This is a genomic window from Achromobacter aloeverae (genome assembly GCF_004121055.1).
Taxonomy (GTDB): Bacteria; Pseudomonadota; Gammaproteobacteria; order Burkholderiales; family Burkholderiaceae_B; genus Bordetella_C; species Bordetella_C aloeverae.
This window is the reverse complement of record NZ_PYAL01000002.1, coordinates 409,605-435,550: the sequence shown is the minus strand read 5'-3', so window position 1 is coordinate 435,550 and position 25,946 is coordinate 409,605. Positions and strand designations below refer to the sequence as shown.

Annotated in this window: 23 protein-coding genes; 17 read left to right on the top strand and 6 right to left on the bottom strand. The window is 63.0% G+C overall.

The features are described from left to right. The first annotated feature begins 89 nt into the window (after nt 1–89). From C7R54_RS08885 to C7R54_RS08870, 4 genes are all read left to right on the top strand, one after another. Nucleotides 90–1,094, top strand: a complete 1,005-nt coding sequence (locus tag C7R54_RS08885) for a Bug family tripartite tricarboxylate transporter substrate binding protein (RefSeq protein ID WP_129149831.1) — start codon at nt 90–92, stop codon at nt 1,092–1,094. A 115-nt stretch (nt 1,095–1,209) separates the two neighbouring features. Continuing rightward, complete coding sequence (locus C7R54_RS08880; RefSeq protein ID WP_129149830.1) at nt 1,210–2,043, top strand: sulfite exporter TauE/SafE family protein; 834 nt, start codon at nt 1,210–1,212, stop codon at nt 2,041–2,043. 190 nt (nt 2,044–2,233) lie between these two features. Then, on the top strand, nt 2,234–3,484 hold the full coding sequence (locus C7R54_RS08875; RefSeq protein ID WP_204524303.1) for a low temperature requirement protein A: 1,251 nt from the start codon (nt 2,234–2,236) through the stop codon (nt 3,482–3,484). After that, entirely contained in the window at nt 3,481–4,326 is an 846-nt protein-coding gene (locus C7R54_RS08870) for a helix-turn-helix transcriptional regulator (RefSeq protein WP_129149829.1), read from the top strand. The genes C7R54_RS08875 and C7R54_RS08870 overlap by 4 nt, the downstream gene beginning before the upstream one ends. Here C7R54_RS08870 and C7R54_RS08865 read toward each other — a convergent pair. Further along, complete coding sequence (locus tag C7R54_RS08865) at nt 4,286–5,185, bottom strand: LysR substrate-binding domain-containing protein (RefSeq protein WP_129149828.1); 900 nt, start codon at nt 5,183–5,185, stop codon at nt 4,286–4,288. The genes C7R54_RS08870 and C7R54_RS08865 overlap by 41 nt on opposite strands. 96 nt (nt 5,186–5,281) lie before the next feature. Here C7R54_RS08865 and ydiJ point away from each other — a divergent pair, with 96 nt between their 5' ends. Both ydiJ and C7R54_RS08855 read left to right on the top strand, forming a co-directional pair. After that, a complete protein-coding gene (gene ydiJ, locus C7R54_RS08860) occupies nt 5,282–8,377 on the top strand; it encodes a D-2-hydroxyglutarate dehydrogenase YdiJ (RefSeq protein ID WP_240039441.1) in 3,096 nt (1,031 codons plus the stop codon). 494 nt (nt 8,378–8,871) lie between these two features. Then, complete coding sequence (locus C7R54_RS08855) at nt 8,872–10,536, top strand: MFS transporter (RefSeq protein ID WP_129149827.1); 1,665 nt, start codon at nt 8,872–8,874, stop codon at nt 10,534–10,536. A 12-nt stretch (nt 10,537–10,548) separates the two neighbouring features. On the opposite strand, the gene C7R54_RS08850 is transcribed toward C7R54_RS08855, so the two are convergent. Genes C7R54_RS08850 through C7R54_RS08840 form a run of 3 tightly spaced genes read right to left on the bottom strand, consistent with a single transcriptional unit; the run spans nt 10,549 to nt 12,884 of the window. Then, entirely contained in the window at nt 10,549–10,971 is a 423-nt protein-coding gene (locus C7R54_RS08850) for a PaaI family thioesterase (RefSeq protein WP_129149826.1), read from the bottom strand. Nucleotides 10,972–10,980: 9 nt separating this feature from the next. Continuing rightward, entirely contained in the window at nt 10,981–12,177 is a 1,197-nt protein-coding gene (locus C7R54_RS08845) for a CaiB/BaiF CoA transferase family protein (protein ID WP_129149825.1), read from the bottom strand. Between the two features lie 2 nt (nt 12,178–12,179). Further along, a complete protein-coding gene (locus tag C7R54_RS08840; protein WP_129149824.1) occupies nt 12,180–12,884 on the bottom strand; it encodes a haloacid dehalogenase type II in 705 nt (234 codons plus the stop codon). A 206-nt stretch (nt 12,885–13,090) separates the two neighbouring features. Between C7R54_RS08840 and C7R54_RS08835 the strand changes: the two genes are divergently transcribed. From C7R54_RS08835 to C7R54_RS08825, 3 genes are all read left to right on the top strand, one after another. Then, nucleotides 13,091–14,020: a LysR family transcriptional regulator gene (locus tag C7R54_RS08835; protein WP_129149823.1), complete on the top strand. Its 930-nt coding sequence runs from the start codon at nt 13,091–13,093 to the stop codon at nt 14,018–14,020. Nucleotides 14,021–14,209: 189 nt separating this feature from the next. Then, nucleotides 14,210–14,713 carry an NUDIX hydrolase gene (locus C7R54_RS08830; protein WP_129149822.1) on the top strand — a complete coding sequence of 168 codons (504 nt, stop codon included), beginning with the start codon at nt 14,210–14,212 and terminating at the stop codon, nt 14,711–14,713. 175 nt (nt 14,714–14,888) lie between these two features. Further along, nucleotides 14,889–15,527 (top strand): arylsulfatase, encoded by a 639-nt coding sequence (locus C7R54_RS08825; RefSeq protein WP_129149821.1) that lies wholly within the window; start codon nt 14,889–14,891, stop codon nt 15,525–15,527. Nucleotides 15,528–15,612: 85 nt separating this feature from the next. Here C7R54_RS08825 and C7R54_RS08820 read toward each other — a convergent pair whose 3' ends face one another. After that, nucleotides 15,613–16,551 carry a LysR family transcriptional regulator gene (locus C7R54_RS08820; protein ID WP_129149820.1) on the bottom strand — a complete coding sequence of 313 codons (939 nt, stop codon included), beginning with the start codon at nt 16,549–16,551 and terminating at the stop codon, nt 15,613–15,615. Nucleotides 16,552–16,662: 111 nt separating this feature from the next. On the opposite strand from C7R54_RS08820, the gene C7R54_RS08815 reads away from it, so the two are divergent. Both C7R54_RS08815 and C7R54_RS08810 read left to right on the top strand, forming a co-directional pair. Beyond that, nucleotides 16,663–18,000 carry an SGNH/GDSL hydrolase family protein gene (locus tag C7R54_RS08815; protein WP_129150412.1) on the top strand — a complete coding sequence of 446 codons (1,338 nt, stop codon included), beginning with the start codon at nt 16,663–16,665 and terminating at the stop codon, nt 17,998–18,000. Nucleotides 18,001–18,003: 3 nt separating this feature from the next. Beyond that, nucleotides 18,004–19,143: an alkene reductase gene (locus tag C7R54_RS08810; RefSeq protein WP_129149819.1), complete on the top strand. Its 1,140-nt coding sequence runs from the start codon at nt 18,004–18,006 to the stop codon at nt 19,141–19,143. Here the strand turns inward: C7R54_RS08810 and C7R54_RS08805 are convergent. Beyond that, nucleotides 19,101–20,087 (bottom strand): LysR family transcriptional regulator, encoded by a 987-nt coding sequence (locus C7R54_RS08805; protein WP_129149818.1) that lies wholly within the window; start codon nt 20,085–20,087, stop codon nt 19,101–19,103. The two genes, C7R54_RS08810 and C7R54_RS08805, sit on opposite strands and share 43 nt — an antisense overlap. Before the next feature lie 127 nt (nt 20,088–20,214). Between C7R54_RS08805 and C7R54_RS29415 the strand changes: the two genes are divergently transcribed. From C7R54_RS29415 to C7R54_RS08775, 6 genes are all read left to right on the top strand, one after another. Continuing rightward, nucleotides 20,215–20,481 carry a hypothetical protein gene (locus C7R54_RS29415; protein WP_338026139.1) on the top strand — a complete coding sequence of 89 codons (267 nt, stop codon included), beginning with the start codon at nt 20,215–20,217 and terminating at the stop codon, nt 20,479–20,481. After that, nucleotides 20,478–21,497, top strand: coding sequence for an EthD domain-containing protein (locus tag C7R54_RS08795; RefSeq protein ID WP_129149817.1), 1,020 nt, complete (start codon nt 20,478–20,480; stop codon nt 21,495–21,497). The genes C7R54_RS29415 and C7R54_RS08795 overlap by 4 nt, the downstream gene beginning before the upstream one ends. 145 nt (nt 21,498–21,642) lie before the next feature. Then, nucleotides 21,643–22,581 (top strand): LysR family transcriptional regulator, encoded by a 939-nt coding sequence (locus C7R54_RS08790; RefSeq protein ID WP_129149816.1) that lies wholly within the window; start codon nt 21,643–21,645, stop codon nt 22,579–22,581. A gap of 121 nt (nt 22,582–22,702) precedes the next feature. Beyond that, nucleotides 22,703–24,835, top strand: coding sequence for an FUSC family protein (locus C7R54_RS08785; RefSeq protein ID WP_240039440.1), 2,133 nt, complete (start codon nt 22,703–22,705; stop codon nt 24,833–24,835). Further along, nucleotides 24,825–25,019, top strand: a complete 195-nt coding sequence (locus tag C7R54_RS08780; protein ID WP_129149815.1) for a DUF1656 domain-containing protein — start codon at nt 24,825–24,827, stop codon at nt 25,017–25,019. Before C7R54_RS08785 ends, C7R54_RS08780 begins: the two co-directional genes overlap by 11 nt. Further along, the gene (locus C7R54_RS08775) at nt 25,012–25,941 is read left to right on the top strand and encodes an HlyD family secretion protein (protein ID WP_129149814.1); all 930 of its coding nucleotides are present in this window, start codon (nt 25,012–25,014) and stop codon (nt 25,939–25,941) included. Before C7R54_RS08780 ends, C7R54_RS08775 begins: the two co-directional genes overlap by 8 nt. Nucleotides 25,942–25,946 lie beyond the last annotated feature (5 nt).

The following is a 25,946-nucleotide window of genomic DNA, read 5'->3' as shown; positions in this document are numbered from 1 at the left end:
AATGTCGGACCGTCCGGTGCGGACGACGGGCAGCAAGCCGTCGCCGTGAACAAGGGACCGGACGGAAACAAGAGAATCAGGAGTGATCCGTGAACCATCCGCGTCGCAATGTCTTGAAAACGCTGTCCGGCCTGGTCGGGGCCGCCGCGCTTCCGCTTTCCTCCTTCCGGCCGGCCCTGGGTGCCGGTCCATCCTATCCGTCCGGCCCGGTCAACGTCATCGTGCCCTACGGGTCCGGCGGCAGCACCGATATCCTGGCCCGCCTGCTGGTGAACGATGTCAGCGACCGCCTGCATGGCAACTTCATCGTCGAGAACAAGGCCGGGGCGGCCGGCAACATCGGCACACGCCAGGTAGCCGTGTCGCGGCCAGACGGGGCGACGCTGCTGTATTCCACGGCGACGCCTTTCTGCATCAATCCCTACGTCTACAAGACGCTGCCCTTCGATCCGGACCATGACTTCGCGGCGATTTCCCGCACGGCGAAGCTGCCGCTGGTTCTGGTGGCGCCGACGTCGCTGGGGATCACCAATATCCAGGATTTCATCGCCTACCTGCGCAAGGACCCGACGCAACGCAGCTTCAGTTCCTATGGGGTGGGCGCGTCCAGCCACATCGCGGGCGCGACGTTCGCCCGCGCCATCGGCGCGCCGGGCGTCCTGCATGTGCCGTACAAGGACATGACGGCCATGTCCGACCTGGCCGCCGGACGCAATACGTTTCATATCGATGCCTGGTCGGCGGTGGATCCGCTGGTTAGGTCGGGCAAGCTGGTCGCGCTGGCGGTGTCCAGCAAGGAAGCGCTGCCGTGGGCGCCGCAACTGCCCACCATCGCCAGCGTCACACGGACGGATTACGAGATCGTCACGTGGCATGCCGTCTTCGCGCCGCGCAAGACGCCGGACAGCATCGTCACGCTGCTGAACCAGGAATTCCAGAAGTCGATCGACAAGCCCAAGGTGCGGCAGATCTATGCGGACCAGGGGTTCCTGCTGTATCCGCCCGCCACGCCCAAGGAAGTGGAAGCGTTCGTGCTGCAGGACAAGGCGCGGTGGAAAGGTTATGTGGAGGCGGCGGGGATCACGCCGTCGTGAGCGGGGGGCGGAGGTCGGAGGCTGCCGGCGCGGGTGTGGGTGGGGGTGTGGTGTGGGTGCACAAATCCTATTTAATGACTTATGATAATAAGCTTATTCAATTAGGTAATTTAGTGTGTTCACTGCGACTGTCCTCGGCCTGGCTATCGGTACCCTTCTTGGATTGACCGGCGCGGGCGGCGGCATTCTTGCCGTCCCGGCGCTGATGCTCGGGCTGCACCTCGGACTGGCCGAGGCCGCCCCGGTGGCCCTCATCGCCGTGGGCTCGGCGGCCGCGCTAGGCGCCGTGCAGGGCTTGCGACACGGGCTGGTGCGCTACAAGGCGGCCGCGTTGATGGCCCTCGCGGGCGGGATCGCGGCCCCGGCCGGCCTGCTGCTGGCCAAGCAACTGCCCGCTGCGTGGCTGAGCGCCGGCTTCGCGGCCGTGATGCTGCTCGTCGCGGCGCGCATGGCTCGGCAGGCGCGCGGACAGTCGACGGCAACCGCGACGGCGGCAACAGGCCCCATGGACGGCGCCATGCAAGCCCCGGCGCGGAGCAAGCCCTGCCGCCTGTCCCCCGTCACCGGCAAGTTCATCTGGACCGGACGCGCGGCATTGACGCTGGGCTCCATAGGAGCCTTGTCCGGGATCTGCACCGGCCTGCTGGGCGTCGGCGGCGGCTTCATCATCGTGCCCGCCCTCACCCGCTACAGCGACGCCCGCATGCACAGCATCGTTTCCACCTCCCTGATGGTCATCGCGCTGGTGTCGGCGGCCACCGTGGCGTCGGCCGCGGCGCACGGCCTGAGCCTGACCCCACTGCAATGGACCTTCATCGGCGCGGCCGTCGCCGGCATGGCGGCGGGTCGCACTTGCGCGCCGCGGGTGCCGCAGGCGGCCTTGCAAAAAGTATTCGCGCTGGTGTGCATCGTGGTGGCGGGCGTCCTGCTGTGGCGCGTGCGAGGCTGACGGCCGGTGTTCGCCGACAGGGGGCGCGGCACCGAGGGCACGACGACCTGGGCCTGGATGGCATGATGACCCGGATGGCCTGATGACCTGGATGGCCTGGATGGCCTGGATGGCCACGATGCCTGACGATACGGCAGCCCATCCGTACAATGGGCCACCCTTCCCCCCAAGGTCGAACATGGACACCGACATGGATACCGACGCCCCCGCCCCGTCCGCTCCCCCGCGCCATCGCCTGCGCCGCATGGCGGGCCATGATCCGCAGGAACGACATCGCACCGCCACGCCCCTGGAAGGCCTGTTCGACCTGACCTTCGCCACCTGCTTCGGCCTGGCGGCATCGCAGCTCGCGCATGCGCTGGCGCAAGGGCATTTCGCCACGGCGCTGATCGGCTTCGGCTTCGCCAGTTTCGCCATCTGCTGGGCCTGGATCAACTTCTCGTGGTTCTCCTCGGCCTATGACACCGACGACTGGATCTTCCGCCTGGTGACCATGGTGCAGATGATAGGCGTGCTGGTGCTGGCCACGGGCCTGCCGCGCCTGTTCGAGACCATAGACAAGGGCGCCCAGGTCGACAACAGCATCATCGTGCTCGGCTATGTCATCATGCGCATCGCCATGGTGACGCAATGGCTGCGCGCCGCCCGCCAGGATCCGGGACGCCGCCGCGCCTGCCTGACCTATGCGACCGCCATCTCCATCGCGCAGATCGGCTGGATCATCCAGATCTTCCTCGACACCTCGGTGGCCAGCACGCTGCTGTGCGCCGCCGTCCTCGCCGCGATCGAACTGGCCGGCCCGGTCATCGCCGAACGCATCGGCGACGGCACGCCCTGGCACGCCCATCACATCGCCGAGCGCTACAGCCTGTTCGCGCTCATCGCGCTGGGCGAAGGCGTGGTAGGCACCATCGCCGGCCTGGCCGCCGTCGTCGAAATCCAGGGCTGGAGCCTGGATGCCGCCCTGGTCTGCCTGGCCGGCATCGGCCTCACTTTCGGCATGTGGTGGATCTATTACATGCTGCCCTCCGCCGAGGTCCTGCACGCGCACCGCGACCGGTCCTTCGTCTGGGGGTACGGGCAGATTTTCATCGTCGCGGCCATCGTCGCCACCGGCGCCGGCCTGCATGTGGCCGCCTATGCCATCGAGCACGAAGCCCATATCGGGCAGCTGGCCACCGTCCTGTGCAGCGCCGTGCCGGTCGGACTCTTCCTCGTCCTCGTTCATGGACTGCATCGCTACCTGGTGCCGCGTTCGGAAGTGCGGCGCGGGACATTGCTGGCCGGCAGCGCAGCGCTGATCGCCGTGGCGGTCGGCGCGGCGGCGGCCGGCGCCGGCATCGCCATCTGCCTGGTGATACTCATGCTGGCGCCGACCCTGACGATCCTCGGCGTCGAGTTCTCGGGAAGGCGCGGCGAGGTTGCGAGCCTGAACCCATGAGCGATCCCACCGATCCGTCCAACCGACTCGGCGCCTATCTCAAGCATCGGCGCGCCAAGCTCGACCCCACCGCCTTCGGCCTGCCGGCCGAGCGCCGCCGTACCCCTGGCCTGCGGCGCGAGGAAGTCGCCTTGCGGGCCAACATCAGCCCGACCTGGTACACCTGGCTGGAACAAGGCCGCGGCGGCGCGCCGTCCGCGGACGTGCTGGAACGCATCGCCGGCGCCCTGATGCTGACGGACGCGGAACGCGAACACCTGTTCCTGCTGGCCCTGGGCCGGCCGCCGGAAGCCCGCTATCGCAAGGACGAAGGCATCACGCCGCGCCTGCAACGCGTGCTGGACGCACTGGACCCCAGCCCCGCCCTGGTCTACACGGCAACCTGGCAGATCGTTGGCTGGAACCGCGCGGCGACGATATTGTTCACCGACTACGCCGCCCTGCCGCCGCAAGAACGCAACGTGCTGCGCTTCGTCTTTCTCAATCCCGCGGTGCGCGCGGCGCAAGAGGACTGGGAAAGCGTGGCGCGCTTTGTCCTCGGCGTCTTCCGCGCGACGACGGCGCGCGTGGGCGCCGCGCTGGAGGTACAGCCCCTGGTCGAGGAGCTCAGCCGCCTCAGCCCGGAATTCGCGCGCATGTGGGGCGACAACGACGTGAGCGCCCATGGCGGCGGCGTCAAGCGCCTGCGCCATCCCGTGCTGGGCCCGCTGGCGCTGGAATATTCGGCCTTCGCGGTCGACGGCCGGTCGGACCTGAACATGATCGTGTACAACCCCGCCACGCCGGCCGACGCCCAGCGGGTCAGGACCCTGCTGCAGGCGCAGCCAGCAGCCAGTCCCTGAACGCCACCAGGGGCGCGTACGAGGACTTGTGCGCCGGGTAGGCGAATTGATAATGCTTGCCGCTGGCGTAGCGATAGCCGATGGGCGCGACCAGCTTGCCCGACGCCAATTCCTCTTCCACCAGGACGTCGGGCACCAGGCCCACGCCTATTCCCGTGGCCACCGCCTGGATCAGGTGGGACGTGACCTCGAACGTCGGTCCGAAGCATAGCTGGCGCGGGGTGCCGCCCTGAGCGTCGAACCACTCCGACCAGACATTGGCCCGGCTGGCAACGCGCAGCAGCAGCACGTCGCGCAAGTCGTCCGGACCGGCGATGGGATGTTGCTCCAGCAGCCCGGGACTGGCCACCAGCACCAGTTGTTCTTCCAGCAGCCGGTGCGAGACCAGGCCTGGCGCCGCGCCTTCGTCCACCCGGATCACGGCATCCATCCCCGCCGCATCCAGGTCGAACTCGCCGATGCGCGAATGCAGGTGCACCAGCACCTTGGGGTGGGCGGCATAGAAGCCGTGCAACCGCGGCATCAGCCATCGGGCGCCGAAGGTGGGCAGCAAGGCCAGGTTGATGCTGCCGCCGCCCGCCGCCATGGCCGTCACCTGCAAGGTCGCATTGCGTATCCGCCCGATGGCCAGGCCCACTTCACGCATATAGATGCGCCCAGCGTCGGTCAGCGCGATGGCGCGCCCCTTGCGTTCGAACAACTGACGCTGCAGCAGGTCTTCCAGGGCCTGCACCTGGCGGCTGACGGCGCTTTGCGTCAGGGACAGCTCGGCCGCCGCCTTGGTGTAGCTCAGGTGGCGGGCCGACGACTCGAAGGCCAGCAGCAGGGACATGGACGGTGTCAGCGTGCGTGGATTCATTCATAAAACTCATGCGTTACCTGAGAAAAAACCATTTTATCCGTTTAAAGCAAATGGATAGACTTCAAAAAACGAATTCCTCCCTGGTTTACGACCATGTCCGCCCTGCCCCGCATGATCCCCCGCCTTGACCGCGTGCCCCTGACGAACGACGCCCATGCCTCCTTCGCGGCGGCGCTGCGGCTGCACGGCTTCGAAGGCGATATCGAGGACGGCTACGCGACCCGCACGGTCATGGCGACCGACAACTCGATCTACCAGGTACTGCCGCAACTGGCGGTGTTCCCGCGCTCGACGCTGGATGTCACGCGCATCGCGAAACTGCTGGGCGATCCCCGGTTCTCCGGCATCAAGGCCTATCCGCGCGGCGGCGGCACGGGGACCAACGGGCAGTCCCTGGGCGGCGGCATGATCGTGGATCTCTCGCGCCACATGAACCGCATTCTCGAAATCAATGTCGAGGAACGGTGGGCGCGCGTGCAGGCGGGTGTCGTCAAGGACCAGCTGGAGGCCGCCGTGCGCGCGCACGGCCTGTTCTTCGCGCCGGAACTGTCGACCTCCAACCGGGCGACCATCGGCGGCATGGTCAGCACCGATGCCAGCGGCCAGGGGTCCTGTCGCTATGGAAAGACACGGGACCACGTGCTGGAACTGACGACCGTGCTGCTCGATGGCGAAACCTGGCGCTCCCGTCCGCTGCACGAAGCCGAGTTCCAGGAGATCAGCGCACGGGACGACCTGGCCGGCGCGGTGCATCGCTGCATCGATGCGATCCATCGCAGCGACGCCGCGCGGATCAAGGCGCATTTCCCGCCGCTGAACCGCTGCCTGACCGGCTACGACCTGGCGCATATCCGCGACGATGACGGGCGCTTCAACCTGAACAACATCCTGTGCGGGTCCGAGGGCACGCTGGGTTTCCTGGTCGAGGCGAAGGTCAACCTGCTGCCTATCCCCAAGCACGCGGCGCTGCTGGTCGTCAGCTACGGATCCTTCGATGCGGCCCTGCGCGACTCGCCGCGGCTGCTGGCCCTGGATGCGGCGTCCATCGAGGCCATCGACCCGACAGTCATACGGCTGGCTCGCGAGGACAATGCCTGGCCGGCCATTGCCCGCTACTTCCCCCCCGCGAGCGAGCATTTCGATGGCGTGAACCTGGTCGAGTTCACCAGCGACGATCCGGCGGCGCTGCGGGCGGCCCTGCAACGTGCCATCGCCACATTCGACGGCGCCGGCAGCGACCGTGGCGTGCTCAGCCACGCCATCGTCGAAGGCCATGCCGCCGTCGAGGACGTCTGGTCCATGCGCAAGCGATCGGTGGGCCTGCTGGGCCGGATGAAGGGGGACAAGCGCCCCATTCCCTTCGTGGAAGACACCGCCGTCCCGCCCGAGCACCTGGCCGACTACATCGCGGAGTTTCGCCAGTTGCTCGATCGCCACGGCCTGGTCTACGGCATGTTCGGTCATGCCGACGCGGGCGTGCTGCACGTGCGGCCCGCCATCGACATGAAGGACCCGGCGCAGGAACCCTTGATCCGCGCCGTGACGGACGGCGTCGCCGCCTTGACGAAGAAATATGGCGGCGTGCTGTGGGGCGAGCATGGCAAGGGTATGCGGTCCGAGTACTCGCCTACGTTCTTCGGGCCGCTCTATCCACGCCTGCAAGAGATCAAGGCCGCGTTCGATCCGCGGGAGCAGTTGAACCCCGGCAAGATCGCCACGGTGCCCGGCACGGAATTGCTGCGCATCGATGCGGTCCCGACCCGGGGTCAGCATGACCGCGTCATTCCCATCGCGGCGCGGCGGCAATTCGAGGACGCCTTGCACTGCAATGGCAATGGGGCCTGCTTCAACTTCGACCAGGACGATGCCATGTGCCCGTCGTGGAAAGCGACGCGCGACCGGCGCTATTCGCCCAAGGGCCGGGCGGGCCTGCTGCGGGAATGGCTGCGGCTGGTCACGCTCGCGGGGCAGGCCGACATGCTCGACGCATCCGGCGCAGGCACGGCGGGCGCCGCATCGACCTTGCCCGGCGCCTTGAAGTCCCTGCCGCGGCGCTGGCGCAACCAGCGCGCGAAAGCGCGGGGAGAGTACGACTTTTCGCACGAGGTGAAGGACGCGATGGACACCTGCCTGGCATGCAAGTCCTGTGCGGGGCAATGTCCGATCAAGGTGGACGTGCCGGCGTTCCGGGCCCGCTTTCTGTCGCTGTACTACACACGGTACGTGCGGCCGGCCAAGGACACCTTGCTGTGCGCCCTGGAGCCCATGCTGCCCTGGATGGCGAAGGCGCCCGGCTGGTTCAACCGCATCCTTGCGCTGCCGGTGACGCGCAGGGCGCTGCGTCGGCTGAACCTGGTCGCCATTCCGTCGCTAAGCACGCTGGACGTGGGCCGCGAGCTGAAGGCGGCCGGCCATGCGGTGGCCTGCGCCGCGACGGTCGAGGCGGCACGGCAACGGGGGGAGAAGTCCGTCATCGTCGTGCAGGACGCCTTCACGACCCACTTCGAAGCGCAACTGGTGCTGGACACGTTCGCGCTGCTGCGCAAGCTGGGATTCCGGCCCTTGCTGGCGCCCTATCATCCCAACGGCAAGCCGCTGCACGTGCACGGCTTCCTTGGGCGTTTCGCGCGGGTGGCGCGGCGCAATACGGCGCGCTTGCGCGACCTGGCCGCCACCGGCGCGGACCTGGTGGGCATCGATCCGGCGATGACGCTGGTCTATCGCAGCGAATACCAGGACGTCCCTGAAGCCAAGGACGGCCCCAAGGTCTGGCTCCTGCAGGAATGGCTGGCGCGCGCCTTCGAAGCCGAGCCGCCGCGGGTATCGGCGCCGCCGCCGGACGAGACCGGGACGGCGCGGGACACACCTTATCTTTTGCTGCCCCACTGCACCGAGAAGACAAATGCGCCGAACGCGATGACGCAATGGCGCAAGGTATTCGAGGCATTGGGCATGGCGATGCAGGTACTGCCCAGCGGATGCTGCGGCATGTCCGGCACCTTCGGCCACGAAGCCACGAATCGCGCGACATCCGAAACGATCTATCGGCAGGGCTGGGCCGGCAGCGTGGCGCGGCATGGCGCCGGCGGCCGGCTGATGGCCACCGGCTATTCCTGCCGCAGCCAGGCCAAGCTGATGGACGGCGCGGCCTTGCCGCATCCGGTGTCGGTGCTGCTGGCGCGGCTGTAAGCCGTCGCCGAGCGCGCCATCAAGCGGCCGGGACGAGCTCCGGCCCCACCTGACGCGGTCGTACGTCAGGACCCGCAACCCCCATGAACCGGTCGTCGTCGCGCGCCGACGCCATCGCCTCCCGCTCGGTATCCGGGATGTGCTCCCCCGGCGGGGCCATCATCCGTGACACCTCGGGCTTACAGCGCCATCGCCATCCCCTCCTTACGGCTACTGTCCCCTGCCGGGCAGCGCCGCTGCCTATAAGTTCAGTAAATCAGCCCGGTAAATCGCTGCCCTCCAGCGTCGCTTGCAACGCGGGGCGCTCACGGCCTTGGTGCTGCGTCACAGCCGTTAGCCGTGATGTGCAGCGTTATTGACGCGTTGAATGGGCAGATATGTTTTTTCCATTTCTAAAAGCGCTCCACCCGGACATAGAGTAGCCATAGCGCGCCAGTAACGGTGCGACTGGAGCCGGCAACGCGCCGCTCAAACAAAAGAAACCGGAGACAGGAATGCAACAAGAATCGCTGGCGGTACCTGTGAGCGCCATTGCATCGGATGAACGGAGAATCATCGTCGCTGCCTCCCTGGGAACCGTCTTCGAATGGTACGACTTCTTCCTGTATGGATCGCTGGCGGCTGTCATCGCCGCACAGTTCTTCAGTAGCTTGAACACGACCACCGCCTTTATCTTTGCCCTGCTTATTTTCGCCGCCGGCTTTGTCGTGCGCCCGATCGGTGCGCTGGTCTTCGGCCGCCTTGGCGACCTCGCGGGAAGAAAGAAGACTTTCCTCCTGACGATCGTGATCATGGGCACATCCACGCTCTGCGTTGGCTTGCTGCCGAGCTATAACGATATTGGCGTAGCCGCGCCCATCATTCTGGTTCTTCTCCGAATGTTGCAAGGCCTTGCCCTCGGCGGCGAATATGGTGCAGCCGCGACGTATGTCGCGGAACACGCGCCCTCTGACCGCCGGGGTGCTTGGACCGCGTGGGTACAAACCACCTCGACAATCGGCCTACTGTTGTCGCTGGTAGTCGTCATTTCCGTTCGGGCCCTGACCGGACCCGCATTCGAGAGCTGGGGTTGGCGGGTGCCGTTCCTGTTTTCAGGTGTGCTGCTCGCGACTTCGGTCTACGTCCGCATGTCCATGCACGAATCTCCTGCATTCCAGCGGATTAAATCGCAGGGAAAAACCTCTCCCGCACCGATCAGCGAGGCCTTCGGCCAGTGGCGCTACCTGAAGCTGTCGCTCCAGGCGCTGTTCGGCCTACTGGCGGGGCAGGCGGTTGTCTGGTTCACGGCGCTGTTTTATGCGATGTTCTTCCTGACACAGACGCTCAAGCTCAATCCGGTCACCACCAATATGCTGGTCGGCATGGCACTGGTCATCAGCACACCGCTCTACATCCTGTTCGGAAAGCTCTCGGACCGGATCGGACGCAAACCTGTCATCCTTGCGGGATGCCTCCTGGCGGCCCTGACGCTATTCCCGATCTTCCGTGGCTTCACCATGTACGCGAATCCGGCACTCGCGGCGGCACAACGGTCCGCCCCGATCGTCATCGCGAGCGACCCTGCCGATTGTGCCTTCCAGTTCAATCCGACCGGCACAGCGTCATTTAGTAGCTCGTGCGACATCGCTCGACGTGCGCTCTCCGCGCTCTCCGCGAACTACGACAGTGAGAGGCTTGCCGCCGGCGCGACGACGCGTATTCGCATTGGCGCCACGGACATCGAGGCGCCCACCGTGCGTGACTTGACGCCGGTGGCCGCAAAGGCCGCGGAAGCGCGGTTTCAGCGCGATGTCGCCAAGGCGCTGGCCACAGCCGGCTACCCCTCGAAGGCCGACCCGGCGGCTGTCAACCTTCCTATGCTTTTGCTTTTGCTGGTCATACTGATGGCCTTCGGCGCAATGACACTCGCCCCGATGGCCGCGATCCTGGTCGAGATGTTCCCCACCCGCATCCGATATACCGCAATGTCGCTGCCCTATCACATCGGCAATGGCTATTTCGGCGGCTTCTTGCCAACGATTTGCTTTGCTCTTGTCACGCAAAGCGGAGATATCTATTTCGGGTTGTGGTATCCCGTCATCGTCGCCCTGGCAAGTACCGCAATTGGCGCCCTGTTCATTCGCGAGCGACGCAATCAAGATATCGCGCTGGAAGACTGAATTTTTACCGGCCTATATGTTCAGTCTTTTCCATGTCGACGTGGCGAAGGCAACAACGTCTCCCTCTGCATCCCGGAGCGTCGATTTCAGATAGGAAACGCCCCGCCCCAGCCGAATGAACTCACCGACACATCGCAGGCTCCCCGTCCGTGCCGCCTTGATATATTGGATCTTCATTTCCAGGGTAAGGCCCGGACCTTGGGCATGGTTCAACAGGTGTCCCATGGAGATGTCCATGACCATAGCAATGATTCCGCCATGCAAGGAACCCTGTGGGTTGAACATGAAATCCTCAAGCTCAAACGTAACTACACACTGCGCGTCTCGATACTCGAATTTCAGATCGAGGAAGCGGGCAAGGAAGAACTCCTCGAACGCCGGACGCTGTTTTGACAGGGCGATTTCAAAAGATCGCCGGGCGGCGTGTTCATTCATCCCGAGCTCCTATTGGCAGCGTATGACGCCGCGATCGATTAGATCGGAGATCTTCGCCTCGGCAAGGCCTAGAAACTCACGCAACACTTCCGCCGTATGTTGACCAAGCAGAGGAGGCGCCACATGGTCGGCGCCGGCGCGATCATCGAATCGGAAGGGACTGGCGATATTCTTGACCAGGCCCGCGGTCGGATGCGGCATGTCGAGAATCATGCCTCGCGACGTCATCTGCTCGGCTTCGCAGACTTCCTGTACCGAACGAATGTCACCATACGGAACGCCTGCTGCCGCAAGATCCGTGATCCAAGCCTCCCGCGTTCGCTGTTTGATGATGTCGGCAACAAGGGGGACCAACTCGTCTCGAAGAGTGACCCGGTCTGCCGCCTTCGCGAACCTGGGATCCGTGGCCAGGTCAGGGCGAGCGATCACGCCGCAAAACAACTGCCAGAACTTGTCATTCGCGACGCCGATGTTGAGCCAGCCATCCGAGGTCTCGAACGTCTCGTAGGGAGCAATCGTGGCATGGGAATTCCCCCGGCGCGTGGGACTGCGTCCCGTCGCGAAGTATATCCCTGCGTTGAACGTCAATAACGACGCCATGCTATCCAGCATGGACACATCGACATGTCGTCCCTTGCCGGTCCGCGTCCTTTCCAACAAAGCCGCCAGGATTCCTTGAGCCGCAAACTGGCCCGTCAAGAGATCTCCAATGGACGTACCGACCTTGGTCGGCGGACCACTTGCGGCGCCCGTGATATCCATGATGCCGGACTCACCCTGAATGATCAGGTCATAGCCGGGTCGTTGGGCGTCCGGCCCTGTGCGGCCGAAGCCCGTAATGGAGCAGCTGACCAGCCGTGGGTTGCGTACGCGCAGGCGGTGATGATCGAGCCCCAGCCTCTCCATCGTGCCTGGGCGAAAATTGTCGATCAACACATCGCAGTGTTCGGCGAGTTGCTGAACGATGCGTTGTCCTTCCTCGTCCCGCAGGTTCACGGCGCAGCTGCGCTTGTTGCGATTGACGGAAAGGAAATACGCGCTTTCCCCGCCGATAAACGGCGGACCAAATGCGCGGCTGTCATCGCCACGCTCGGGCTCCTCGACTTTGATCACGTCCGCGCCCAGATCTCCAAGCAGCATGCTGCAGAAGGGGCCGGACACTACGCGCGTCAGGTCAAGGACGCGAACTCCAGCGAGCGGCCCCATGATTAAACCATCCGATCGGCGAGCGACTTCATGTCATCGACCCAAAGGTCGGGCTGATGCGGCGTGCCGCCAAAGGGCCGCTTGCGTCGATCGATGAAGGCGCTGTGCATGCCGGCAGCTTTCGCACCCAGACAATCGAATGCGTGATTTGCGACAAACAGCACTTCGTCCATGCGAACCCCAATGATTTCCGCCGCTTTCGTATAAGTCGCGACATGAGGTTTGAAGGAGTTTGCCTCCGCTACCGAGATGACGTTATCGAAGGGAACGCCGTGGTAGGCCTTGGCCGCTTCCAGCATGTCAGGATCGCCGTTGGACAGCACCACAATCTTGTATCTGGTCTGTAATCGCGCCAGGGCCTCCGGCACGTCCGGGAAACACTTCAGCTTTTCAATGCAGCCAACCAAGTACCGGACCTCATCGTCGGTGTAGGAAATTCCCGCGCGATCCAAGGTGTACGCAACAGCGCGGTGCCCGATTTCGCGATACGGCGTGTGCTCTTTGTGCAGCAGCGCATCGATCATGGAGTTTTCGAAATGTGTACGGCGCCACCAGGTGACGAAGGAACCCGGATTGCCCGTCCAGCCCTTCCCCTTGAGAAATGGCGTGGCAATTTCGGTCAATCCCTTCTGCATATCGACCACGGTCCCGTACTGGTCGAACATCACTACCTTGATCTTCTTCTTGAGAGCGTCCACGGTTGCCATTGATGTACTCCGAAATATGAATGGGGAGCTGCATTGCTCGGATCCAACTTTAGGATCCCCGTCACCATCGGTCCAATGGATGATTGGAATGCCGCTATTCGCGGCGCCAATGAGGCGGCCTGTCGCACCGCGGTCGACTTGCCAGCCCGTCCGGCGCATGGTCGCCGTGTCCGGCCGATGCTATAGTCATATGCATCATTGATGATATGAATGGTGGCGACGTGCGAATAAACCTGCGCTCCGTCGATCTGAATTTGCTCGTGATGTTCGACGCCTTGATAACAGAACGTCACGTAACGCGCGCCGCCGCCCGCGTGGCCATGAGTCAGCCAGCGATGAGCAATGCACTGAATCGGCTTCGGACCCTTTTCAAGGACGAACTGCTGGTTCGGACACCGCATGGGATGGAACCGACGGATCGGGCACTGGAACTGCGCGAATCCGTGCACCAGATCCTGATGCAGACCGAGCGACTCATGCAGAGCGACGCGTTCTTCGAACCAGCGACGTCGGAACGGTCATTCACGATTCGAATGTCCGACCTGGTGGGAACTCTCCTGCTGCCCGGCTGCATGCGCCGCCTCGCCGATGAAGCGCCAAAAGTCGTTCTGGATGTGCTTCATATGGCTCCAGAGCGTTCCATTCGTGCACTTTCGGAAGATCAGCTGGACTTCGCCGTCAGTTTCGAACTCGCGCATGACCGGTCCATTGTCTCCGAGCCATTGCTACCGGACCGCATGGTCTGCGCCATGCGCAAGGGACATCCCTTAAGCGCAGGTCGATTGACACTCAAGCGTTTTCTGGAGGCGAGCCATCTTCGGGTTGCCATGAGCCCGACCGACCTGCGTTTCGTGGACAGTAAACTTGCGGCCCAAGGCTTGAGCCGGAACATTACCGTCAACGTCCCCCAGTGGCTCCTGGTTCCAGAGATGCTCCGCGAGACAGATCTGCTGGGTGTTGTCTCTGAACGCTTTGGCGAGAAGTTGACGAAGCACGGTATCGTTTGCCGGCCGTTGCCTTTCGAGGCGCCCGAATTCGAATGGCGAATCTACTCCCAACATCGCTATGCTTACAGCAAGGTCCATATCTGGATGAAGCAAGTCATTCTGGATGTGGCGGCCCGGATCCGGCAATAACGTCGATACGAACGAATTTGCGCACGCATCAGCACAAAAGCGCTCGCCCGCCGATTGTCGGTATGTACTCGCGCCAGCAACGACATGGGCCCATCGGCGACCGGCAGATCATCTGGCATCGCCTGACTCCTGACTAGCGGCGGACGTGTAGCATTAAAGGCCGCGCCACAACTGGCGAGCGAGATCGTGATGACTACACCTGATTCTCCCCCTGCCCTGCCCGCCCAGGTTGCCCGTCCGATTGCCGCCACGATCGCGGTGGTTCTCCGTTCGGACAGCGTCCTGCTGGTGCGACGCGCCAATCCACCCGACGCAGGACGCTGGGGCTTTCCGGGCGGGAAGATCGATTTCGGCGAAACCATCGAGGCGGCCGCGGTACGCGAGCTTCTGGAAGAAACCGGCATACACGCGGACCGACCGCGCATCTACACGGCAGTCGACGTCTTCGACCACGACGCTTCTGGAAAGCTGCGCAAGCACTACCTGCTCATCGCGGCATTGTGCCGCTACGTAAGCGGCGAGCCGCTCGCAGGCGACGACGCGCTCGATGCCCGCTGGTTTCCACTCGACTCGTTGGATTCCACGAACCTGGCCCTCAGCCTGGACGTGGCGCGAGTCGCGCACGAAGGTGCGCGCCTCCAACGGATGGTCACTTCGCAGGGTGCAATCGCGCCGCCCAAAAAACTCCCATGAGGAATAGAGCAATGCTGCGGTCAAACGCGGCGTATTGACTCATTTTGGCCGTCCAGGCGTTGCCGCATCCCAAACATGGTAGGAACTGAAGATACCAGTATGGTCAATGGCCTTGATGCGACACGGAGACAATGGAAATATCCGCGCTGAAACCTACTTCGAGAGGATAGCTCCCGTGAGAATATCTTTTTTGCATACGATGGAAAGTAACGAAGCGGTCTTTGGACTTGCAGCATCAAAGGCCGGGTGGTCGCCAGATCAAATTCGTCATGTCGTTCGCGCGGACCTGCGACAGGCGATGGAGCAGCAGGCACCGTCGAGCGGCGGCGCGCACAAATTGGTCCATGGCGTTCTGCGGGAGCTGGCGAGCGACGCCGATGCGGTAATCGTGACCTGCGCGACGCTTGGTCCCGCGGTCGACACCATGGCTGCATCCCCGTGCCGCTTTATCCGGGCAGACGCTGCGTTGGCAGAGGCTGCGTCGCGTTCCGGGAAAAAACTTGCCGTTTTGTGTGCGGTCGAATCGAGCATTGCACCGAACCGGACACTCTTCGAGCGCTACGCGGCCAACACTGGCGCCAGTGTGACAGTCCAGCTGGTCCCCGGAGCCTGGGCTCTTTATCAGGAGGGAAAACACGCCGCCTGCATGTCGACATGCGCGCAGGCGGCGGGGCAAGCCCATGCCGATGGCTATGATGTGGTGATCTATGCCCACCCCTGGATGGCGGGAGCTGAAGGTCTGGCAGGGAACGAGTGTCGGCCGATGCATGGCGCAAAGGCCGCGCTGGATGCAGTCCGCACCGCTGGGGCGTAGCGCGCAGGATCTGTCGTTGAGGGGCCAGCGCGACACGCAGCGCGTGACCCGCCACTACCGGCACAGCCTGTGGCGCTGGCGGGCGCTACGCGCTGCTCGACGATGGCATGGACTTTTGCCGGCTGATACTTACCCGCTCGGCTAAAAAATCCAAAAAGGCACGCACGCGCAGCGGCAGGTAGCCACCTTGGCCAACATAGACTGCGTGGATTTCCTCGACATCGCCTGGGTTGCAATCTTCGAGCACTGGCAGCAGCCGTCCGGCTGCAATATCGTCGCGCACCTGGAAGGCGGCCAGACGTACCAGCCCTAGACCAGCCAGAGCTAGATGGCGCAATGCTTCGCCATCGCTGGCCTGCGCATTGCCCGTCACTGGAAGCGAGACTTCCTCACCCGCATATCGAAGCGGCCAGCCGGATTGCGCTCGCACGTAGTTTGCACCCAAGCGATTGTGTGAAAGCAGTTCTTCTGGTGTGGCTGGCATGCCGTGCCGAGCAAGGTAGCTTGGTGCGCCTACGATCATCATGCGCGTCCCGCCTAGCCTGCGTGCAACCAGGTTCGAGCTTTTCAGCGGGCCGGCACGAACAGCGACATCGGTACGTTGCTCCAGAATGTCGATGACGTCGTCGGTCAGCACGATGTCCAGTGTCACATCAGGATGACGCTCCAGGAACTCGGTCGCTAACGGCAGCAAGAAGTGATGCCCGAAGGGTACGTTGGCGTTCACACGCAAGCGACCGCGGGGTGCCGTGCGTTCGCTCGCGCAGCGTTCAGCTTCGTCCAGGTCGGCCAGGATACGCACGCCGCGCTCGTAGAACGCACAACCTTCTGGCGTGAGTTGAAGCTGTCGAGTGGAGCGGTTCACCAGGCGCGTGCCCAAGCGTTGCTCCAAGCGTGCCACCAACTTGCTGACGGCCGAGGGCGTCATGCCACAGGCTCGGGCGGCAGCAGAGAAGCCGCCCAGCTCGATGACACGCACGAACACTTCCAGTTCACCTGATCGGTTGACTTCCAGGCGGGCGATGACCGTCTCCTCGATGAGTTCGATTCACAGATGATGTTCCTATCGGAAGTCTATCCCAATCTAGTCTTTGAATTCATCATTTCTACATTAACGGACTATGAATTCACTGTAATGACGAAATATACGACGCCGGCACCAACCACCTCGGCAGTTCTGACCTTGGCCTTGGCCTTGGCAGGCGGCAGCGCCATGGCCGCCACATCCGCAATAGCGGGCCCCCCAGCCTGGGTAGCCACCTGGCAAGCCAGCCCGCAACCGATCTGGGGAGCGGATTTCCTGTTTCCCGTAAATGTCCCACCGGTATTGCACAACCAGACCGTGCGTCAGGTAGCGCGCATCAGCTTGGGCGGACAACGCCTGCGTATCGTGTTGTCCAACACCTACGGCAGCCAGCCGCTTACCGTGGGCAAGGCTACGGTCGCACAGCCCAAGCAAGGAGGCGAAGTGGTGGCCGGCAGCTTGCGTACCGTGACGTTTGGCGGCCGGGAGGGTGCGAGCATTTTTCCCGGCGCGTCACTGGTCAGCGATGCCGTAGCCTTGCCTATGCCAGCGTTGGCACAAGTGGCGGTAAGTCTCTATTTGCCGAATGCGACACCAATGAGCACATTTCATTGGGATGGCCGACAAACCGGCTGGATCGCGCCCGGTGACCAGAGCACGACCTTGGCGCTGACGCAGAGGGATGACGCCGCCATACAGAGCACCACGGCCCGGCCGCTACTGACTGGCATTCAGGTCGAAACCGAGCAGTCCGCTCGGGCGGTCGCGGTAATCGGTGACTCGATCACCGATGGCGCGACCGCCACCCTCGACAAAGACAGCCGCTGGCCGGACTTCCTGGCCGCTCGATTAGCTCCGCACGGCGTTGCCGTCGTCAATGCCGGCATCTCCGGCGCGCGCCTACTGTCCGACGGCATGGGCGTCAATGCGCTGGCACGGTTGGACCGAGACGTTCTTGGACAACCTGGTGTCCGCAGCGTGATCGTGATGCTCGGCATCAACGATATTTCATGGCCGGGAACCGCTTTTGCACGAGAAGCGCGCCGGCCGACACTGGACGATTTGACCGCGGGGTATCGGCAATTGGTCGAGCAAGCCCACAGTCATGGTGTACGCGTGATCGGCACAACGCTGACACCGTTCGAGGGAGCATTGCCTGGCACGCCGCTGGACAACTACTACCGTCCCGACAAGGACGCCCTGCGTCGGCAAGTGAACGATTGGATACGCCATAGCGGCGTATTCGATGCAGTAATCGACTTCGATGCGGTACTGCGCGATCCCCTCCATCCAGCCAGGATCGCTGCGCGCTACGATTCCGGCGACCATCTACACCCCGGCGACGAAGGCAACCGCGCGATGGCCGAAGCCGTCGATCTCGCTGCCTTGTTGCCGGGACTCGACACCTCGCGCGGCGATGTTGTTCCCAAGATCCCACGGGAGCGTTGAACCATGCTATTCACGCCTTATCGCCTGGGACACCTGGAACTACCCAACCGCATCGTCATGCCGCCTATGACCCGTTCGCGGTCGGGAGCGGGCAATGTGCCCACCGCGCTGATGGCGGCGTATTACGCCCAGCGCGCCTCGGCCGGCCTGATCGTCAGCGAGGGCACGCAGATCAGTCAGCAGGGCCAGGGCTACGCTTGGACGCCAGGCATCCATACGCCAGAGCAAGTGGCGGGCTGGCGCGGCGTCACTGACGCCGTCCATGCCGCCGGCGGACGCATGTTCGCCCAGCTCTGGCATGTCGGCCGCATTTCTCACACCTCGCTGCAACCCGGCGGCGCGGCGCCGGTGTCATCCTCGCCGCTGGTGGCCGACGGCGTCAAGGTGTTCATCGACCCCGAACGGAAAGGGCCGCGATTGGGCATCGGCGGTATGGTGCAACATTCAGCTCCCCGTGCGCTGCCCGAAGCGGAGATTGCCCAAGTCGTTCAGGATTTTGCTGTCGCCGGACGCAATGCCTTGGAGGCGGGCTTCGATGGCGTGGAACTGCACGGGGCCAATGGCTACCTCATCAACCAATTCATCGACTCCGAGGCGAATACGCGCACGGATGGGTACGGCGGCTCGTTAGTCAATCGGCTGCGCTTCCTGCAAGAAGTCACCGAGGCAGTGGTTGAGGTCGTCGGGCGTAATCGCGTTGGCGTCCGGCTGGCGCCGCTGACCACGCTGCAGGGCGCCGTGGACAACACGCCGCAATCCACCTACCTGGGGGCGGCAAAGATACTCAATGACATCGGTGTCGCGTACCTCCACATCGCCGAGGCCGATTGGGAGGATGCTCCCGACATGCCCGCGGCCTTCAAGGAGGCGCTACGACTCATCTACGGTGGCACGCTTATCTATGCAGGCAAATACACGCTGGAGCGCGCGCAGATCGCACTGCGCAATGGTTGGGCAGATTTGATCGGTTTCGGCCGGCCCTTCGTCGCCAACCCTGATCTACCTGCACGCCTGCGCCACGGCTGGTCTCTTGCAACGCCCGACTCGGGGCGCTTCTTCGGCGGTGCCGCCGCAGGCTATACCGACTATCCGATCGCAATTCAAGGCGGCGAGCCACCCGCTACGAGAGAGGAAGTGCGCTGAGGCAGAGCGACGCCATCTACAAGCGCTCCGACATGCCAAGGCGCTTTGGGTACAAACCGCTTTTCCAGCAAATCGACAACATGGCGCACTCTAGCCGACAGAAGTTGGTTTTTCTGCCATACCGCATGAATCGGGAAGCCTTGGGTACTTACCAGGGGCAAAACTCGCCTCAATCGCGCCGCGGACAAGTGCTCGGCCACCAGCCAGTCCGACAGCAGCGCGATTCCATGCCCAGCCAGGGCTGCGTCCAAGATGGCTTCACTATGGTTCAGGCCCAGCCGCCCATGGACGGTCAACGACAGACTATGGCCGTGGCGATCCAGAAAGTGCCAAGGCCGCGCCTGCCCGCCGCTGCCAAAGGTGATGCAGGCGTGATGGTGCAGATCGTCCAGGGTTTGCGGCCGGCCGTGCCGGTCTAGATAGTCGGGATGCGCCACCAAAACGGCCTGTTGCACGCCCAGCGGCTTGGCGATCAGCGTGGCGCTGTCTTGCAATGATCCAATGCGGATCACCAAGTCAATGCCATTCTCGACCGGATCGACCCGGCGATCGCTCAAGGTCACGTCGAGTTCGAGTGCCGGATAGGCAGCGGCGATTTCCAGCAGCGCTGGCAGTACCCAGCGCCGGCCAAAAACCACAGGCAAGTCGACACGCAAGCGTCCCGCCAGTTCCTGCTGTCGCGTCGTGACCTGCATCTGCGCGTTCTCCAGCTCGGCTATCGCCCGCGCGCAACCATCGCTGAATTGCCGGCCCTCATTAGTCAAGCTCAGGCGCCTTGTCGTGCGCTGGAAAAGTCGCACCCCCAGGTCGGCTTCGAGACGGGCAATGCTTTTGGCGACCCCCGATTTGCTCATGTCCAACCGTTCGGCCGCCAGCGTGAAGCTACCGGCCTGGATCACCTGCATGAAGACGCGGATGCCGCGAAAAGGATCAGGCGTTTTCATAGCGCACTCATCGACGACTTTTACTCAACTCAATTGCGATTAATAGAGCATATATCCGATTGTGATTCGCCAATATTATGCGCTTGGAGTGGGTTGTCGTGCCCACGAGATAAAAACGAGTGTCTAGATGCCTTTGTTGGCTCCCTCAATGTCGTCCCGCATGAATGGTGCCGTGTGGCTTCTGGCCAACGGACTGGATCCACAAGCACGCAGCCGGCTCAACGGTTTGCTGATGACGGGAGCGATGGTCGGCATGGCAGCGGGTGCCGCCATAGGCAGCACCACATGGACACTTGCCGGCGCGCCTGGCCTCTATGGATTTTCTGCGCTGGCCGGCGGCACTGCGCTGGCCGTTTCCTTTCTTCATCGTCCTTCTGGAGATCATTCCCGATGACCAAGACTGTCGAGGAGCAATTGTTCCGCCCCCCCTATCTTCAACCGCGGCCTGGTGGCGACCGACCGCTGACAGTATTGTTTTCCCTGCTTTCGCGGGCCGACAATACACCGTTGACCGAACGTCGACGCGCCGATGGCCATGTACTGGACCATGCTGGCAACGTCATCGCCGATCCAGCCGCTGACGCCGCTGACAATGCCTTCGAGGGGAACCCGAACCTCAACTTCGAGCATTGGGGTGAGTATTGGCGCAAGGTGCATGGCGTGCGCTTCGTCCATGCCGAAGCGCCGGACGACCGAAGCCTGGATCGTTTGCTGCGTTATGACCAACTACACCGCTTTGCACCAGGGCCCAGTCATACCGACGCGCCACCATACCGCGCGCCCGTCGATGCACAAGGCAAGCTGTGGCCTACTGTTATTGGCCGGATCGAAGCCTACCGCCGTCCGCGCTGGGATGGCATCGCCTATCTGAATTTCGCCAGTCCAGAGGATGTTGCCGTGGTCCTGGGCACCGCCCGCGTGCGCGAGAAAATCCTGCCCGAAGACCAGGCCATCTTCCGCGACATTGCCCCAGTGCTGTCGCGCCAGTACGTGATCGCGCCCAGTGCCATGGGCAATGAGGCCATCACGCTGGTCAAACTGCATGTGCGCGACCAATCGATCAGCCGCCAGGATTTCCAGAGATGGTGGCTGCACGATCATGCACCACTTGCAGCGGCGCAATCCGGGCGTTGGGCCAGGCGCTACGTGCAGCTGCACAACATTGGACCGACCGAACCGGGTCAGCCGCTGTATCACCCGCAGGCAAGCGCCATCGACGGCGTGACGCTAATGAACTTCGCCAGCGTAGGTGACTTGGAGGATTTCTTGCGCAGTTCCGAACAAACGACCATTGCCAAGGACGAAGCGCGAATGATGGACCTGGCGGCTGGCGAATGGTGGACAACCATCGGCATCGTTTTGGTCAACCGGATTGCGCTGGAGTCGGCGACACGTCTAAGCACCGATTAACCGAAGGCGATACTGACTTTCCCCAACCAACCATAGCAACGTAGTAACACGCCCAAAGCCTGGGCCACACGGCATGTTTGACTACCAATCACGGCACTGGTAAAGAGAGAGGATTCTATTCTGTGCAATCCAAACAAGGCGCGCGATGGATCACCCCGATCTGAACCTGCTGCTTGCGCTGGACACCCTGCTGGAAGAAGGCAGCGTAGTCGGCGCGGCCCGACGCATGAACCTGAGTCCGCCGGCCATGAGCCGTACCTTGGGCCGTATTCGTGAAACACTCGGTGATCCCGTGTTCGTGCAGGCAGGGCGCAAACTGGTGCCCACTCCCCGGGCCCTGGCGCTGCGTGAACAAGTCCGAGCAGCGGTCGAACAGGCTAGCCAGGTGCTCAGGCCCACCGCCGACGTTGATTTGAAGACACTTGAGCGTCGCTTCAACGTGCGCGCCAACGACGTGTTCGTGGGTATTCACTCGGGGCGATTACTGGAAGCGGTGGCGACTGACATGCCGCGCGCCATGCTGCGCTTTTCGCCTGAGAAAGATGATGTTGACAATGAGGCGTTACGCAGCGGGCGCATCGACCTCTTCATCAGTGCGTCGCGCAAGCTTGGGCCGGAAATCCGTGTACAGCCATTGTTCACCACCACCTTCGTCGGCATCGCCCGCGAGAATCATCCTATCTTCGACGACGACATCACGGCCGAGCGGCTGACCCGATGGGGCCACATCGGCGTATCCCGGCGCGGCAAGTCGGCAGGCCCGATCGACGCCGCCCTGGAAGCCCAGGGGTTGCGCCGCCATGTTGCTCTGGTCGTATCCGCGCCTTTTACGGCCCTCTTCGCCTTGCAGGATTCCGACCTGCTGTTGCCGCTACCCGGGCATTTGGCGCACAGCGCGGTCGCGGCTGGCCTCCGGGTCCGATTGTTTGATCTGCCGGTACCGCTGGAAACGGTGCTATTCACCCAGGCGTGGCATCCGCGCTTTCAGAACGATCCCGCGCATCAGTGGCTGCGCCGGAAGATCCGGGAACTGTGCGACGACGGCGAGCCCATGGATTCGATGTGCAGTACGGCGCAAACATAGCGTGGCACCCACCGTGTCCGACCAGTGCGTGATATGCAATCATCGATTCAAATAAAGTCACTTTTCTGAACGAAGTGCCCGGCCTAAAGTAGGCGGACCATCACTTCAGAAAAGAGCTTACGTGCGTCCGGAAACAGTGCCGCCGGCGTCCCCGGACGCCCCTATATCGACCCGTAAGCGGCTGCTCGCCGGGCTTGCCCACGGACCCGCGCGGCTGGACCTCCTCACCCCGCGGGCGACCTATGTCCTGCGCTCTATTCTGGCGGCCTGGCTGGCGCTGACGATAGCCTATTTACTTGAGTTGGACATGCCGTATTCCGCGGCGACTACCGTTCTGCTCGTACTAAACCCGGTACAAGGAGCGATTATCGGTAAGGGCCGATGGAGGTTGTTCGGAACACTTATTGGAATGTTCGCGGCTTTGGCCCTGACTGCCGCATTCGCGCAGATGCCATGGTTATTCGTGCTGGCCGACGGCTTTTGGCTCGGCATTTGCGTTGCGGCCATGAGTCTGCTGCGTCACTTCCGGACCTACGGCGCAGCTGTAGCGGGTTACACGATCGGCTTGGCGACCCTTGGCGTCATGCAACATCCAGAACATGCTTTCGAGCAGGCTGTGGGTAGAGCCTCCACCGTGGCGATCGGAGTTATCTGCGTGAGTTTGGTGTCCGCACTATTCAGTCGACGCAGCGTGCGCGGCAAGCTCGAATCGCTGCTTAATCGACTTGCCGCCGCGACAGCGAGTTTTATCGCGTCACAGTGGAGAACATCGGAAGGCGATAACGGCACCAGCGCACCGCCACGGGTCGCGCCAGCGCAACGCGGCCTCATGGCCGAAATCTATGACGTGGATGACTTGCTGGCCCTGGGTAAAGCCGAGTCGGCCGACTTGGCGCAGCGCGCCGCAGCCGTGCGACATGCGATGGCATCCCTATTCGCCGCGGTGGTTGGCGGCGCACCGCGGCTACGGCCGCACAGCGCAACTATGCAAGCGCTTCGTGCCTTGCAGCCGACACTGCAAAATGCATGGAACAAAGTAGAACAGGAGGTCGCCGGTGGCGTGCAAGGCATCGAGACGGCGATACGACAACTGCGCCATGCCCGCATGCAAGTGAGTCAGACGCTTGCCGAGTTGCCCCTGGACGAACCGGCCGGAGAAGCCGCGCTTCTCATTACCGGTGACCGGCTGGTCGAACAGATCGACGACTATTTGACCGCACTGGAAGGCATCGCCTCGCTGCATCAATCACGTCGAGGTGCTGGAAGCTCCCCTGTGCACTTTCATCGAGACACGGCAACGGCGCTACAGAATGGCTCGCGGGCGATGCTGGTGATCGTCGCAGCCGGTGCACTGTGGATCGCGAGCGGTTGGCCCGCCGGCGACATCATGCTGCTGATCGCCGCTCCTTATTGTGCATTGCTTTCTCCTTCGCCAAATCCCGCTGCGGGCGCATTTCAATTCTTGAAAGGAACGCTCTACGCCATTCCCACTGCGTTCCTGTGCGCATTTTTCGTGCTGCCTCATATCGAGGGAATGCCGCTGCTATTGATCACACTGGCCCTGTTCTGGCTACCTGGCATCTATGCCACGAGCATTCCCGCCCATACCTTGGCGGGGCTTGCCTATCTCGTTGGGCTTAATACGTTAATCGCCGCGGACAACCCAATGCATTATGACCTTACGCTATTCCTGAACTGGTCGTTGGCATGGTTGGCCGGCACCGCGCTGACATTTCTAGGGTTCAAGCTTTTCTGGCCGCGCAATCCGGTTCGTGACATTGAACGGTTGCGCCGCCGAATCCGCGACGAAGCGCTTGCCGTGTTGCGCGGTGGCAAGACCGGCCATCGCCTCTGGCAGCTACGCCAGCAACATCGCTTGGCACAGCTCGGTGCCCTGCTCAAATCCAGGCCCGCCGCGATGGACCATGCGCTCGACGAAGCGCTGGCAAGTTTGCACCTGGGCCGCGAACTATTGCGCCTGCACCAATGGCTGCGGCGCACACCTTCCGCATCGCCCCTGCGTCTGGTGGTGGTGATCGCATTGCACAGGATGGCTCGCAGGGCCGATTCCCCTGACCGGGCCGCTGGGCATGCACGCCGCGCCGCACGCAGCCTTGGACAGTTCGTGACCGACGACGCCCGTAGCAGCGAGCCGCACCGTTTAGCCGCCGCGCTGGTCGACGTAGCCAAGGTGCTCGAAGGCCACGCAGGCTATTTTTCCACGCTGCCTCGGAGTTCTGCCCATGCTCAGTGAAGTCGCCCTGGCCGGCGTCTATCTGCCGCCGTTCTTTGTCTATGCCTGCATCACCGTACCGCTTTTTCTGTGGCTGCGTTTCCTGCTCGCCCGCAGCGGTCTTCTGCGCTGGATCTGGCATCCCGCCCTGTTTGAGTTTGCTCTTTCCCTTTGCCTGATTTCGATCCTCATCCTGTATGTCTAGCACTATCTCCTTCTTGAAACCTGCCGCGAAGGCGGCCTTGACACTGTTGGCAGTCACCGCTGCGGGGATGCTGGTCAGTGCGCTCTGGCGGGCTTACGTGCTCGCGCCTTGGACCCGCGACGGCCGCGTAAGCGCGCAGGTCGTAGGCATCGCTCCCGAAGTCAACGGAACCGTGATCGACGTCCCGGTGGTCGATGACCAATACGTCAACCGCGGAGACGTGCTCTATCGCATCGACCCCGAGCGCTTCCAACTCGCCGTGGCCCAAGCCGAGGCGCAACTCGCGGCAGCAACGGCTGCGCTGGGTCAGAAGCGCGACGACGCACAGCGCCGCAAGGGCATGGACGATCTGGTGCCACGCGAAGACATTCATCGTGCAAACCAGGCCGTCGCCATCGCCCAAGCCGAGCAACGCCGCGCACAGGTCGCGCTGGACGTTGCGCATCTGGATCTGGAGCGCACTACCTTGCGGGCACCCGTGGACGGCTATGTGACGCATTTACGGCTACGCCGGGGCGACTATGCAGGGGCCGGACATCCGAACATCGCCTTGCTTGACGCACATAGCTTCTGGATCACTGGATATTTCGAAGAAACCAAGCTTCATGGCATCCATCCCGGAGCGCCAGCGCAGGTTCGCTTGATGGGTTTTGAAGAACTGATACACGGGCGTGTTGCCAGTATCGGGCGCGGCATCACCGACGCCAACGAACAGGCTGATGCTCAAGGCTTGCCCAGCGTCGAGCCGAGTTTCAGTTGGGTGCGTCTAGCCCAGCGTATCCCGGTCCGGGTCGAAATCGATCAAGTGCCTGCCAGTATCGTGCTAGTGGCCGGTATGACATGCAGCATTGAGGTCGGCCAGTCCGGACAAAGCACCGTTCCCCAAGGGCGCTTGACCTCGCTTTTGCATCGCTGGATGTAATCCCG

Bases quoted from the DNA above. Each gene is read 5' to 3' on its own strand.
- C7R54_RS08875 (WP_204524303.1), top strand. From the start codon at position 2,234: ATGGATACCGACGCCCCCGCCCCGTCCGCTCCCCCGCGCCATCGCCTG.
- C7R54_RS08870 (WP_129149829.1), top strand. From the start codon at position 3,481: ATGAGCGATCCCACCGATCCGTCCAACCGACTCGGCGCCTATCTCAAG.
- C7R54_RS08865 (WP_129149828.1), bottom strand. From the start codon at position 5,185: ATGAATCCACGCACGCTGACACCGTCCATGTCCCTGCTGCTGGCCTTC.
- ydiJ (WP_240039441.1), top strand. From the start codon at position 5,282: ATGTCCGCCCTGCCCCGCATGATCCCCCGCCTTGACCGCGTGCCCCTG.
- C7R54_RS08855 (WP_129149827.1), top strand. From the start codon at position 8,872: ATGCAACAAGAATCGCTGGCGGTACCTGTGAGCGCCATTGCATCGGAT.
- C7R54_RS08850 (WP_129149826.1), bottom strand. From the start codon at position 10,971: ATGAATGAACACGCCGCCCGGCGATCTTTTGAAATCGCCCTGTCAAAA.
- C7R54_RS08845 (WP_129149825.1), bottom strand. From the start codon at position 12,177: ATGGGGCCGCTCGCTGGAGTTCGCGTCCTTGACCTGACGCGCGTAGTG.
- C7R54_RS08840 (WP_129149824.1), bottom strand. From the start codon at position 12,884: ATGGCAACCGTGGACGCTCTCAAGAAGAAGATCAAGGTAGTGATGTTC.
- C7R54_RS08835 (WP_129149823.1), top strand. From the start codon at position 13,091: ATGAATGGTGGCGACGTGCGAATAAACCTGCGCTCCGTCGATCTGAAT.
- C7R54_RS08830 (WP_129149822.1), top strand. From the start codon at position 14,210: ATGACTACACCTGATTCTCCCCCTGCCCTGCCCGCCCAGGTTGCCCGT.
- C7R54_RS08815 (WP_129150412.1), top strand. From the start codon at position 16,663: ATGACGAAATATACGACGCCGGCACCAACCACCTCGGCAGTTCTGACC.
- C7R54_RS08810 (WP_129149819.1), top strand. From the start codon at position 18,004: ATGCTATTCACGCCTTATCGCCTGGGACACCTGGAACTACCCAACCGC.
- C7R54_RS08805 (WP_129149818.1), bottom strand. From the start codon at position 20,087: ATGAAAACGCCTGATCCTTTTCGCGGCATCCGCGTCTTCATGCAGGTG.
- C7R54_RS29415 (WP_338026139.1), top strand. From the start codon at position 20,215: ATGCCTTTGTTGGCTCCCTCAATGTCGTCCCGCATGAATGGTGCCGTG.
- C7R54_RS08795 (WP_129149817.1), top strand. From the start codon at position 20,478: ATGACCAAGACTGTCGAGGAGCAATTGTTCCGCCCCCCCTATCTTCAA.
- C7R54_RS08790 (WP_129149816.1), top strand. From the start codon at position 21,643: ATGGATCACCCCGATCTGAACCTGCTGCTTGCGCTGGACACCCTGCTG.
- C7R54_RS08780 (WP_129149815.1), top strand. From the start codon at position 24,825: ATGCTCAGTGAAGTCGCCCTGGCCGGCGTCTATCTGCCGCCGTTCTTT.
- C7R54_RS08775 (WP_129149814.1), top strand. From the start codon at position 25,012: ATGTCTAGCACTATCTCCTTCTTGAAACCTGCCGCGAAGGCGGCCTTG.